The sequence below is a fragment of the Pseudomonas sp. LF020 genome (assembly GCF_053456425.1).
The window spans coordinates 449174-460856 of the sequence record NZ_JBRFIX010000001.1 but is presented as its reverse complement, the minus strand read 5'-3'; the positions used below and the strand labels follow the sequence as shown (position 1 = coordinate 460856).

At 58.0% G+C, this 11683-nt stretch carries 14 protein-coding genes and 1 tRNA gene; 1 reads left to right on the top strand and 14 read right to left on the bottom strand.

Annotated elements, in window-relative coordinates:
* Positions 1-135: 135 nt before the first annotated feature.
* Positions 136-1056: a LysR substrate-binding domain-containing protein gene (locus tag ACU680_RS02160; RefSeq protein ID WP_367085512.1), complete on the top strand. Its 921-nt coding sequence runs from the start codon at positions 136-138 to the stop codon at positions 1054-1056.
* Positions 1057-1200: 144 nt separating this feature from the next.
* Here the strand turns inward: ACU680_RS02160 and ACU680_RS02155 are convergent.
* The 14 genes from ACU680_RS02155 to ACU680_RS02090 form a co-directional block, all read right to left on the bottom strand.
* Positions 1201-1276: transfer RNA gene (locus ACU680_RS02155), tRNA-Lys, on the bottom strand.
* 62 nt (positions 1277-1338) lie between these two features.
* Complete coding sequence (queC, locus tag ACU680_RS02150) at positions 1339-2031, bottom strand: 7-cyano-7-deazaguanine synthase QueC (protein ID WP_007962033.1); 693 nt, start codon at positions 2029-2031, stop codon at positions 1339-1341.
* 1 nt (position 2032) lies between these two features.
* Positions 2033-2680 (bottom strand): 7-carboxy-7-deazaguanine synthase QueE, encoded by a 648-nt coding sequence (gene queE / locus ACU680_RS02145; RefSeq protein WP_007962032.1) that lies wholly within the window; start codon positions 2678-2680, stop codon positions 2033-2035.
* Between the two features lie 166 nt (positions 2681-2846).
* Positions 2847-3683, bottom strand: a complete 837-nt coding sequence (gene ybgF, locus ACU680_RS02140; protein ID WP_448178531.1) for a tol-pal system protein YbgF — start codon at positions 3681-3683, stop codon at positions 2847-2849.
* A 6-nt stretch (positions 3684-3689) separates the two neighbouring features.
* Entirely contained in the window at positions 3690-4187 is a 498-nt protein-coding gene (gene pal, locus ACU680_RS02135) for a peptidoglycan-associated lipoprotein Pal (protein WP_003178634.1), read from the bottom strand.
* 52 nt (positions 4188-4239) lie between these two features.
* Positions 4240-5520 carry a Tol-Pal system beta propeller repeat protein TolB gene (gene tolB, locus ACU680_RS02130; protein ID WP_177325710.1) on the bottom strand — a complete coding sequence of 427 codons (1281 nt, stop codon included), beginning with the start codon at positions 5518-5520 and terminating at the stop codon, positions 4240-4242.
* A 17-nt stretch (positions 5521-5537) separates the two neighbouring features.
* Entirely contained in the window at positions 5538-6602 is a 1065-nt protein-coding gene (gene tolA, locus ACU680_RS02125; protein ID WP_007962027.1) for a cell envelope integrity protein TolA, read from the bottom strand.
* Complete coding sequence (tolR, locus tag ACU680_RS02120) at positions 6602-7054, bottom strand: protein TolR (RefSeq protein ID WP_161794900.1); 453 nt, start codon at positions 7052-7054, stop codon at positions 6602-6604. Before tolR ends, tolA begins: the two co-directional genes overlap by 1 nt.
* Positions 7055-7077: 23 nt before the next feature.
* Complete coding sequence (gene tolQ, locus ACU680_RS02115; protein ID WP_007912733.1) at positions 7078-7773, bottom strand: protein TolQ; 696 nt, start codon at positions 7771-7773, stop codon at positions 7078-7080.
* On the bottom strand, positions 7763-8230 hold the full coding sequence (ybgC, locus tag ACU680_RS02110) for a tol-pal system-associated acyl-CoA thioesterase (RefSeq protein WP_027612533.1): 468 nt from the start codon (positions 8228-8230) through the stop codon (positions 7763-7765). Before ybgC ends, tolQ begins: the two co-directional genes overlap by 11 nt.
* A gap of 127 nt (positions 8231-8357) precedes the next feature.
* A complete protein-coding gene (gene ruvB / locus ACU680_RS02105) occupies positions 8358-9419 on the bottom strand; it encodes a Holliday junction branch migration DNA helicase RuvB (protein ID WP_007962024.1) in 1062 nt (353 codons plus the stop codon).
* Positions 9420-10028, bottom strand: a complete 609-nt coding sequence (gene ruvA / locus ACU680_RS02100) for a Holliday junction branch migration protein RuvA (RefSeq protein ID WP_003227522.1) — start codon at positions 10026-10028, stop codon at positions 9420-9422.
* 114 nt (positions 10029-10142) lie between these two features.
* Positions 10143-10670: a crossover junction endodeoxyribonuclease RuvC gene (gene ruvC, locus ACU680_RS02095; protein WP_007951206.1), complete on the bottom strand. Its 528-nt coding sequence runs from the start codon at positions 10668-10670 to the stop codon at positions 10143-10145.
* A gap of 141 nt (positions 10671-10811) precedes the next feature.
* Entirely contained in the window at positions 10812-11558 is a 747-nt protein-coding gene (locus ACU680_RS02090; protein ID WP_003227527.1) for a YebC/PmpR family DNA-binding transcriptional regulator, read from the bottom strand.
* Between the last annotated feature and the right edge of the window lie 125 nt (positions 11559-11683).

The following is an 11683-nucleotide window of genomic DNA, read 5'->3' as shown; positions in this document are numbered from 1 at the left end:
ATCTCCATGATGATGCTCAAAAAAAGTTATATGCATATACCTTTTTTAGAAGACGCATTCTGGGAGAGGCCGGGATCGTTGTAAAACGAGTTAGATTATGATCTCTTATTAGTTTTACTCATGGTAGAAACCTGTATGACGGAACGGATTCCCGCACTGTATTCCTTACGCGCATTTGAGGTCGCAGCGCGCTTTGTCTCATTCAGCAAGGCAGCCAGCGAGCTATCGGTCACTCAAAGTGCGGTGAGTCATCATGTTAAAACCCTCGAAGAACTTTTCGGTTGCAGCCTTTTCGAACGCCACGGACCAAAAATCAGCCTGACCGAACATGGGCGACTGCTCGCAGACGAGTTGAAGGTCGGCTTCAAGATCATCGAAAGTGCTTGTGAGCTATTGAAGGTGGATCGTCATCGGCTGCGCCTCAAGGCACCTTCGACGCTGACGATTCGCTGGCTTCTCAGAGCGCTGGATAAATTCAATAAACACAACAGCCATTGCTCTGTGCAACTCTCCAGTGTCTGGATGGATGTTGACGAGGTCGACTTCTACTCCGAGCCCTATGATTGCGCGATTCTGTTGGGGGATGGCAATTTCGGCCCGGCCATGGAGAGCTTTAAACTGTTTGATGAATGGCTGATCCCCATTTGCAGTCCTGGGTATCTGGAGCCGGAAGACCTCAAACTGTCGTCGCTCAACGATCATGAATTGCTGCATCCCTCCACTGACCGGCGAGACTGGCGACGATGGCTGAAAAGAATGGGCTGCCTTGATACCACCAATATAGAGCGCGGCCAGTTGTTCGACACCCTGGATCAGGGAATTGCCGCTGCCGTACAGGGTATGGGAATCTCCGTGGCAGATCTGGTGCTGGTTGTTCAGGAGATTCAGGCCGGCCAGTTGCGGCTTCCATTCAAAAGCGCTGTGGCGACAGGGGATGGCTATTATATGACCTGGCTGAAAGCCAGCCCCAAGTCGCAGCAGATGTGCCAACTGCGCGATTACCTGATGACTCAGGTTCATGCCCTCCCGACACAAGGTATCGCCTACCTGCTCTGATGGCCGCAGGCGTCGCGCATTCGAGACTTTCGCAGCGGCGCCTGATCCAGCCTCAAGACGCGGGAGCCCGCGAAATCGCAGGCAAAAAAAAACCCGGAAATCCTCACTTTCGTGGGCCTTCCGGATTTTCTAAACCGCCAAATATGGTGGGTCGTGTGGGATTCGAACCTACGACCAATTGGTTAAAAGCCAACTGCTCTACCAACTGAGCTAACGACCCGCTGTGTGGTGGCGCGTATAATACTGATTTTTAAGGACTATTCAACACCTTTTTGAAAAAAATCAAAAATAAGGTGTTGGATCGCTTACACCGGCCGCTGCAAAGCCCTCTGCACGCAGGCGGCAGCTGTCGCATTTACCGCAGGCGCGGCCGTTATCGTCCGCCTGATAGCAGGAAACGGTCAGGCCATAATCGACGCCGAGCTTCACGCCCGCCTGGACGATCTGCGCCTTGCTCAGGTTCTGCAGCGGTGCCTGGATGCGGAAACCGTTGCCTTCCACACCCGCCTTGGTCGCCAGGTTGGCCATGCGCTCGAAGGATTCGATGAACTCGGGACGGCAATCCGGGTAACCGGAGTAGTCCACCGCGTTGACGCCGATAAAGATGTCACGGGCGCCGAGCACTTCCGCCCAGCCCAATGCCAGCGACAGGAACACCGTGTTGCGCGCCGGCACGTAGGTCACCGGGATGCCCTCGCCCAACTCTTCCGGGATGTCGATGCTGGTGTCGGTCAGCGCCGAGCCGCCCATGCCGTTGAGGTTCAGGCCGATTACTTTGTGCTCGACCACACCCAGATCGCGGGCGACGCGCGCGGCGGCATGCAGCTCCGCATGAGAGCGCTGGCCGTAATCGAAACTCATGGTGTAGCAGGCGTAACCTTCAGCTCGGGCCATCGCCACCACCGTGGCCGAATCGAGGCCACCCGACAGCAGGATGACCGCACGTTTTTCGTGAGTGTTCAGTTGTTCAGTCATATCAGCGCCCCGGCTCGTCATTCCATAGATATTTATGCAGTTGCAGTTGCAACCTCACTGGCAGGTTGTCTGCCACCACCCAGTCCGCCAGATCCCTGGCATTGAGGTCATGATGACTTGGGGAAAACAGCACTTCACCCGCACGTCGATCGAGACCGTACTGGATCAGCTTCGAGACCGCCCAGTCGTAGTCGTCCCGCGAACAGATGACAAACTTCACCTGATCGTTGGACGTCAACAGTTCGATATTTTCATAGCGGTTGCGGTGCGCCTCTTTGGAATCGGGCGTCTTCAAGTCGACCACGCGACTGACGCGCGGATCTACTGCCGAGATGTCGAGGGCACCACTGGTTTCCAGGGAGACCTCATATCCGGCATCACACAACTGCTTGAGCAAAGGGATGGCGTTCGGCTGTGCCAGCGGTTCACCGCCGGTTACACAGACATAGCGCGGACGATATCCGGCCACTTGCTCGAGGATGTCGTCGAGGGTACGAATCGTACCGCCGCTGAACGCATAGGCACTGTCGCAGTATTGGCAACGCAACGGGCAACCGGTCAGGCGCACAAAAACCGTGGGCAGCCCGGCTGTCCGAGTTTCCCCCTGCAACGAGTAGAAAACTTCGGTAATTCTCAATGTGTCTTGCATAGTCGCCACGGGCGTAACAGCTAAACAGGCTGTCCGCCTCCGTCAGGCACTTCCGGCAACCCCGCCAACGCGTAGATCACCAGAAGCGTGTTTCAGAAAAAGGGCGTGAATTCTAACGAAAAAACCCGCGACAAGCGCGGGTTTCTTCCAAACGGGTCAAACACACTTACATGCGTTGCAGATCGCGTTGGGCCAACTGAGCAGCGGAGGTCCCCGGGTATTGGGAAACCACCTGTTGCAGAATGCCTTTGACCTTGTCGGTATGACCCAGGCGGCGCTCTACATCAGCCAGCTTGTACAGCGAGTCCGGCACTTTGTTGTGTTTGGGATAAAGCTGCGAAACTTTGGCAAAAGCCTGACCTGCGCCCTGCAGATCACCCTTGGCCAGATTGACTTCGCCCAACCAGTACTGGGCATTGCCCGCGTATTGACTGTTCGGGTATTTGCGCAGGAATGCCGAGAAAGCCTGGCTGGCCTTGTCGAAGTCCTTGGCTTTGATCAGGTCGAAAGCGGCATCGTAATACAGCTTTTCCTTGGCCGGATCACCCGGTTCGCTACTTGCAGCAGGTGCCTGGGCGGCAGCAGCCCCGGCGCCAGCGGCAGCACCGGCAACAGCACTTGCGTCGCCACCGGCAGAAGAATTCTCAGGAGTCGCGGCAGGTGCAGCACCGGATCCTATGCGCCGATCAAGATCCTGGTATCGCTCCAGGGATTCCTGCTTCATGCGCGCAACCTGATTCTGCAGTTCTTCGATCACACCCTGTTGGCGCGATATCTGATCCTGCATCTGTTGCAGTTGGTTGAACAGCATGCCCTGTGCCGAGGCAGGGGCCGAAGCCGCTCCCCCGGCATAGGCGCCGTTCGTACCGTAACCCGCAGGCGGATAACTGCTCCCGCTATTGTTATAACCGGAGTTGTCATCGACCACAGGAACCGCAGCCCACACCGCAAGCGGTGCGAGACTGAGAGCCAGGACAGTTACAGCACGACGGCACGTTCGCATATCGAATTACTTACGCAGTTCGACGCGACGGTTTTGAGCCCAGGACTGCTCGTCGTTGCCGGTAGCAACTGGACGCTCTTCGCCGTAGGAAACCAGTTCCAGCTGAGCTGGGGAAACACCTTGCAGTACCAGGTAGCGCTGAACGGCTTTCGCACGACGCTCGCCCAGTGCCATGTTGTACTCACGAGTACCACGTTCGTCGGTGTTGCCTTCCAGAACAACGCGAGCGCCGTTTGCTTTCAGGTCTTTGGCGTGAACGTCCAGAGCGCGCATGGCTTCTGGCTTCAGGTCCGAGCTGTCGTATTCGAAGTAGAAGGTGGTGATTGCGCGCAGAGCAGCTTCTTCGCTCAGGGAACCGTCAACGGCACCAGTGTTTGCGCCGTAACCAGCGTTTGGATCAACAGCGCCTTCACCGGCGTTGTCGCCGCCTTTGGACGAGCAACCTACAGCTACAGCCATGGCCAGAGCCAGCGCAGCAAATTTACCAAACTTCAGCATTTCCATCGTGAAACTCCTAATGAACCCCAGTGTGTTAAGTAAAACGTAAAGCGCCGCGTCAGTTCAGGTAAGGGGACCAGGACGGTTCTCTGACTTCGCCTTGTGCGGTAGGAAGCGGGAGCCTCACGCGTCCATTAATGGACACGAGCATCAAGACTCCCCGGCCCTGCTGGCGGGTGGCGTAGATTACCATGGTGCCGTTGGGCGCAACAGTGGGTGACTCGTCCAGAGTGCTATCAGTGAGGATCTTTACACTACCTCGCTGCAAATCCTGGGCCGCCACCTTGAAATTGGTGAAACCATCCTGGCGATGGATCATCACCAGCGTCTTTTCATCCGCCGAAAGCTTCGGGTTGGCGTTGTAGTTGCCAATGAAGGTCACACGCTCGGCACCGCCGCCATTGGCGCTGGTTTTGTAGATCTGTGGTTTGCCGCCACGGTCCGAGGTGAAGTAGATGGTCGAACCATCCTTGCCCCAGTACGGTTCGGTGTTGATGCCAGGACCTGCCGTCACGCGAGTGATCTGACGCGAACCCAGGTTCATCACATAGATGTCCGGGTTGCCGTCTTTCGACAGTACGAAAGCCAGGCGATTGCCATCCGGCGACCAGGCTGGCGCGCCGTTCAGGCCTTCGAAGTTGGTGATCTGCTCACGGCGACCGGTGTCGATGTTCTGCATGAAGATCCGTGGACGCTTCTGCTCGAACGACACGTAAGCGATACGCTTGCCATCCGGGGCGAAACGCGGCGACAGGATCGGCTCGCGCGATTGCAGCAGAGTTACCGCACGGGCACCGTCGTAGTCCGAACGCTGCAGGGTGTAGCGAGTGTTCTTCTCGGAAAAACGCTCGGCTGTCACGTACAGCAGACGGGTCGAAAACGCACCTTTGATACCGGTGAGTTTTTCGAACGACTGGTCAGAGATGAAGTGCGCCATGTCACGCAGTTGCTCGGTGGTACCGGAAACACTGCCGTCAGCCACTTTCTGCTCGGTGGCCACGTTGAACAGTGCCCATTGCACCTGCAGACGACCGCCTGCCGGAGCAATGCTGCCGACCATCATGTATTGAGCACCCACCGCCTTCCAGTCACGGAAGATGATTTCGCTCGGCTGGCTTGGCTGGCTGATCATGTTTTGCTTTGGAATCGGCGAGTAGTAGCCCGAGTTCCGCAAATCGTTACCAATGATTTCTGCCATGTCGTCCGGCAGCACGGCACCGCCCTGCATGCCGAACGGTACGACGGCGATCGGGGTGGCCCGATCGCTGCCGCTGGTGACCAGAATGTTCTTTTCATCAGCCATCGCGATCCCTGCCATGCAGCAGATCACGACCAGCATTCCTCGAAGAAGGTTTCTCACAAGGCTAGATCCTCAGGTGTGAATGTCATCTTGAATGAACGATACGGAGCGAAATCGCTCGGCTTCATTCCCTGCATTTCTGTCAAACGTCCAATATTCTTCACTGCCGCGACTGCCGACGCATCGAACGGACCATCGCCACTGGACTTGGCCACGCTGACCGAAGTCACCGTACCGTCCGGCAACATGCCGATTTGCAGCACGACCGTCATGCCTTTGCGTGCCGAAGGAGGACGCGCCCAACCTTCCGCTGCCCGCGCACGAATCAGGTCATCGAAACTGCCCGCAACTTCGTCACCCTGCTCATCGGCCAAGGCCTGTTGACGCTGTGGCGTGTCGGAAAGCAAATCTGCCAGGGCCTGAGCCTTTTTCTCTTCGGCGGATTTACGTGCCGCTTCCTGCGATTTCTTCTTCGCAGCATCAGCAGCAGCTTTCTTCTTCGCTTCGTCGGCGACTTTCTTCTTCGCCTCCTCAGCTTCAGCTTTTTTCTTGGCGTCTTCGGCGGCTTTCTTCTTCGCGTCTTCGACGATCTTCTTCTTGGCTTCTTCAGCGGCCGCTTTCTTGGCCTCTTCCTTGGCCTCTTCTTCGGCTTTCTTCTTGGCTATATCAGCCAATTGTTTCTCTTCTGCCTTCTTGGCCTCGGCTTTCTTCGCATCGTCGGCTTTCTTGGCTTCATCAGCCTTTTTCGCCTCGTCCGCTTTCTTCGCCTCGTCGGCCTTCTTGGCTTCCTCGGCCTTTTGAGCCGCTTCTTCTTTCTTTTGTTCCGCAGCCTTCACCGCTTCCTGCTCGACCTTTTTCTGTTCCATCTGCTCGACTTCGGTCTGGCGCGCGGCGGATTTCTTCGCCTCACCCGCAATCTTCTGATTGGTCTGGGTGGTTGCCTGACTTTTCGATTTCAGCTGGTACAGGGTCGCCTGGACGATCGGCTTGGCCGGCGGCAACTCGGGTGTGAAGGCAAAACTGACGAACAGCATGCCGAACACCAGCACGTGCAGGACAATCGCCAGAACACTGGGCCAGAAGTAGCTTTCCGAGGCGGACGGCTCTCGCTGTTGCTGCATCAGGGGGCCTCGGTAATCAAACCAACATTACCGACCCCGGCTTTCTGCAACCCGCCCATGGCACCCATGACGGCGCCGTAGTCGACCGACTTGTCGCCACGAATGAAGACCTGGGTACGCTTGCCGCCTTCGGTACCGGCGCGAATGATCTTGGTCACCGCGTCAGTCATCTGTGGCAGCGTCATGGCCCTGTCCTGCTGCTTTTCAGTATCGACTTCGCTGCCAAGGTTCCAGTAGTAGGTCTTGTCAGCCTTGATCGAAATGGTCAGCACCTGAGTGTTGTTGTCCTGCGGCAAGGCTTCGCTGGAAACCTTGGGCAGATCCACTTTCACGCCCTGATTGAGCATCGGCGCGGTCACCATGAAGATAACCAGCAGCACCAGCATCACGTCGATGTATGGCACCACGTTCATCTCGGCGACCGGCTTGCGCTTGTTTCGGGCTCGAGCGATTAAAGCCATCGGGAAATACCTGCTTATTCTTCGCTGGTGTGCACTTTGCGGTGCAGGATCGCCTGGAACTCATCGGCGAAGGTGTAGTAGCGGCTCAGCAAGGTTTCGCTGCGGGCAGAGAAACGGTTGTAAGCGATAACGGCCGGGATCGCGGCGAACAGGCCGATCGCGGTGGCGATCAGGGCTTCGGCGATACCCGGGGCCACGGTGGCCAGGGTCGCCTGCTGGGCGCTGGCCAGACCGCGGAAGGAGTTCATGATGCCCCACACGGTACCGAACAGACCGATGTACGGGCTGACCGAACCAACGGTGGCAAGGAACGGCAGGCTCTGCTCCAGCTTCTCTTCCTCACGGGAGATGGCAACGCGCATGGCACGGGCCACACCTTCCATCACCGCTTCCGGATCAACACCTGGCTGCTGACGCAGACGGGAGAATTCCTTGAAACCGGCACGGAAGATCTGCTCCACGCCCGAATCAGGATCCGGGTTGCTGCCGGCCTGACGGTACAGCTTGGACAGATCGATACCCGACCAGAAGCGCTCTTCGAAGCTCTCCAGGGCGCGTCGACCGGCGCGCAGCAGATTGCTGCGCTGAAAGATCATGATCCATGAGGTCACCGATGCGGCCACCAGGGTCAACATTACCAACTGCACCACGATGCTGGCATTGCTGACCAGGCTCCACATGGAGGAATGGTCGACGACGTTAGCTTCCACGCTTTATCTCCTGCTTTGAGTGTGTACCCGTGCCGCCCGCGTCGGCAAAGGCCGCACGCAAGGATTCGGGCATGGCCCGGGGTTTCAAACTGTCGGTGCGCACACAGGCCACCAGAAACTGCCCTTCACAGAGCAGCACATTATCCGTGGCCCGCCTGACCTGCTGTTTGAAGCGCAGGCTGGCACGGTTCAATTCGATTACATCAGCGCTTACCAGCAGTTCGTCGTCCAGTCGCGCCGGCGCGTGGTAGCGCGCTTCGCTGGAATGCACGACAAACAACAGGTCCTCTCCGGCCAGTTCCGACTGGGCAAAGCCCAGCGTCCGGAGCCGCTCGGTTCGAGCCCGTTCCATAAACTTGAGGTAATTAACGTAATACACGATGCCGCCCGCATCGGTGTCCTCGTAATAAACGCGACAACGATGTGCGAACGGCTCAAGCCCGTTTTGCGCGCGCATACTCTAGTGCTTACTCCTCGGGTTGCCAATCCGGCCAGGCAACTGTTTTTTCAGTGTTTAAGGCTTTACCGCAAAAGTACCGTCCTGTGACAGTACAAACGCTGAATAAATCGCGAAAAAATGTGTATCAATCGTCCACGGCATCGAGAAACTCGTCTGCCACGGGCATCTCGCCCATTCGTGACGGAATGTTTAAACCGAAATGCAGGTACGCATGCCGCGTCACCACCCTGCCGCGTGGCGTACGCATGATGTAACCCTGCTGAATCAGGTACGGCTCCAGCACGTCTTCGATGGTATGGCGTTCCTCACTGATGGCAGCCGCAAGGCTGTCGATGCCCACCGGACCGCCATCGAACTTCTCGATCATGGTCAGCAGCAAGCGCCGGTCCTGATGATCGAAGCCATGCTCATCGACATCCAGCAGATTCAACGCCAGATCGGCCACCGACTTGGTGATATGACCCTTGGCCCGGACCTCGGCAAAATCGCGCACCCGACGCAGCAGACGGTTGGCGATCCGCGGCGTACCACGGGCACGACGAGCGATTTCGAAAGAACCCTCCGGATCCAGTGGCAGACCGAGAATCGCCGCCGACCGACTGACAATCGTCGCCAGATCCGCCGTGCTGTAGAACTCAAGACGCTGGACGATACCGAAGCGGTCACGCAACGGGTTGGTCAGCATGCCGGCACGGGTGGTGGCGCCGACAAGGGTGAACGGTGGCAGATCAAGCTTGATCGAGCGCGCCGCCGGCCCTTCGCCGATCATGATGTCGAGCTGGAAGTCTTCCATCGCCGGATACAGCACTTCTTCAACGATGGGCGACAGACGATGGATTTCGTCGATGAACAATACGTCGTGCGGCTCAAGATTGGTCAGCAGTGCCGCCAGATCCCCCGGACGTTCTAGCACCGGACCGGACGTGCTCTTGATCGACACGCCCATTTCCTGGGCAATGATATTGGCCAGCGTGGTTTTACCCAGACCCGGCGGGCCGAAGATCAACGTGTGATCCAGCGATTCACTGCGACCACGCGCCGCCTGGATGAACAGTTCCATCTGCTCGCGCACGGTCGGCTGGCCAATATAGTCGGCCAGACTGACCGGGCGAATGGCCCGGTCCTGGACTTCTTCGCGCTCGCGCGGGCTGTGCGCGGCGGCGATCAGACGATCAGCTTCAATCACTTAAATCATTCCCTTCAGGGCGCGGCGGATCAGGTCTTCACTGCTCAAATTCTTGTCCTTGATGGCGGTAATCGCCTTGCTCGCTTCCTGCGGCTTGTAGCCCAGGGAAATCAACGCACTGACCGCATCGTTTTCAGCGGTGTTGACCGGCGCCGGGCCGTCCGGCTGGTTCGGCACCAGGGCGAACATGGCCGGCGAGGTTTCCCAGGCCTTGAAGCGATCCTTCAGTTCAACCAGCAGGCGTTCCGCGGTTTTCTTGCCGACACCCGGGACCTTGGTCAGCGCCGAAGTATCCTGGGATTGCACGCAGCGGATCAGCTCGTCGACTTCCAGACTCGACATCAGGGCCAGGGCCAATTTCGGCCCGACACCATTGAGACGGATCAACTCGCGAAAAAAGTCTCGCTCGCGCTTGCCGGCGAAGCCATAGAGTAATTGCGCGTCTTCGCGTACGACCAAATGGGTGTGCAGCGTCAGCGGTTCACCGACCGACGGCAGACGATAAAGGGTGGTCATGGGCACTTCCAGCTCATACCCGAGGCCGTTTACATCCAGAATCAGGTGCGGCGGCTGTTTCTCAGCCAGGGTGCCGCGCAAGCGTCCAATCACGTTTCAGATCCTTGAGCGTTGACCAGCCAAGGGCTGGCGACAGATGGAAGGCGAAAATCGGGCCGACGACCCAGGCGCGAAATCCGCATTCCGCAAAAATGATTGCTGATGCTATCAGAGACGCAGGCGCCCGCCACGACTGCGTGCGGTTCCCAAGCCGTGCGGCAGCAGGCTGGAACGTGTATGCGCGTGACAAATGGCGATGGCCAGGGCATCCGAGGCATCGATCTGCGGTTTGCTGGTCAGCTTGAGCATGTGCATGACCATCATCTGCACCTGCTCCTTATTGGCAGCGCCGGTGCCGACCACGGCTTGCTTGACCTGGGTGGCGGTGTATTCGGCAATCTCCAGGCTTTCCTCGGCGCCTGCGACAATCGCCGCACCGCGAGCCTGCCCGAGCTTGAGCGCCGAGTCGGCGTTTTTCGCCATGAACACTTTTTCGATGCCCATGGTCACCGGGCCATAGGTCTGAATGATTTCACGCACGCCGCGATAAACGATTTGCAGCCGCTCATGCAGCTCGCCGGCGCCGGTTCGGATGCAGCCCGAGGCCACATAGATGCAGCCGCCGCGTCCGGTATCGCGAACAATCCCGTAACCGGTGATGCGCGAGCCGGGGTCGATACCCAGAATTAAAGTCATAACGCCTGCTGGTTCGAAATAACACAAAAACAAATGTGGGAGCTGGCTTGCCAGCGATGACGGAGTGTCAGGCGCCATCATTGCCTGATGTGCCGACGCCATCGCTGGCAAGCCAGCTCCCACATTGAATCGTAGTCGCTCTTAACCGAGCTGAGCGGCCACGTCTTCCGGAATGTCTGCGTTTGAATAGACGTTCTGCACGTCATCCAGATCCTCGAGCATGTCGATAAGCTTGAGCACCTTCTCCGCGCCTTCCAGATCCAGTTCGGCGCTGGTGGTCGGCTGCATGACGATTTCCGCGTCGTCACCCTTGAACCCGGCCGCTTCCAGCGCGTTACGCACCGCATAGAAGCTGGTGAACGAGGTGAACACGTCGATCGAGCCGTCTTCATGGCTAACGACGTCGTCGGCATCGGCTTCCAGCGCCGCTTCGGTCAGGGCGTCTTCGTCGACGCCCGGGGCGAAGCTGATCTGTCCCTTGCGCTCGAACAGGTACGCGACCGACCCGTCGGTGCCGAGGTTGCCGCCACACTTGCTGAATGCATGGCGGACGGCTGCAGCGGTACGGTTGCGGTTGTCGGTCATGCATTCGACCATCACCGCCACGCCACCCGGGCCGTAACCTTCGTAGGTCAGCTCTTCAACGTTGTCCGCTTCGGTCGCACCGGCGCCACGCGCCACGGCGCGATCGATGATGTCGCGGCTCATGTTCGCGCCAAGGGCCTTGTCCAGGGCCAGACGCAGACGCGGGTTGGAACCCGGATCACCGCCGCCCTGGCGGGCCGCAACGGTCAGTTCACGGATCCACTTGGTGAAGATCTTGCCTCTCTTGGCATCCTGACGTTCTTTGCGGTGCTTGATGTTCGCCCACTTGGAATGACCTGCCATAACTCGCTCCGAATTCTCTTGAAACGTTGCCCGCCCTGCTCACGCAGCGGCCAGCAAACAAAAAATCTCGACCTGCTCTCTCTAGAAAGAAAAAAGGCGCATCCGAAGATGCGCCTTCAGGCCCG

Coding starts and splice junctions, on each gene's coding strand:
- ACU680_RS02160 (WP_367085512.1), top strand. CDS start 136: ATGACGGAACGGATTCCCGCACTGTATTCCTTACGCGCATTTGAGGTC.
- queC (WP_007962033.1), bottom strand. CDS start 2,031: ATGACTGAACAACTGAACACTCACGAAAAACGTGCGGTCATCCTGCTG.
- queE (WP_007962032.1), bottom strand. CDS start 2,680: ATGCAAGACACATTGAGAATTACCGAAGTTTTCTACTCGTTGCAGGGG.
- ybgF (WP_448178531.1), bottom strand. CDS start 3,683: ATGCGAACGTGCCGTCGTGCTGTAACTGTCCTGGCTCTCAGTCTCGCA.
- pal (WP_003178634.1), bottom strand. CDS start 4,187: ATGGAAATGCTGAAGTTTGGTAAATTTGCTGCGCTGGCTCTGGCCATG.
- tolB (WP_177325710.1), bottom strand. CDS start 5,520: ATGCTGGTCGTGATCTGCTGCATGGCAGGGATCGCGATGGCTGATGAA.
- tolA (WP_007962027.1), bottom strand. CDS start 6,602: ATGCAGCAACAGCGAGAGCCGTCCGCCTCGGAAAGCTACTTCTGGCCC.
- ybgC (WP_027612533.1), bottom strand. CDS start 8,230: ATGCGCGCGCAAAACGGGCTTGAGCCGTTCGCACATCGTTGTCGCGTT.
- ruvC (WP_007951206.1), bottom strand. CDS start 10,670: ATGACTTTAATTCTGGGTATCGACCCCGGCTCGCGCATCACCGGTTAC.
- ACU680_RS02090 (WP_003227527.1), bottom strand. CDS start 11,558: ATGGCAGGTCATTCCAAGTGGGCGAACATCAAGCACCGCAAAGAACGT.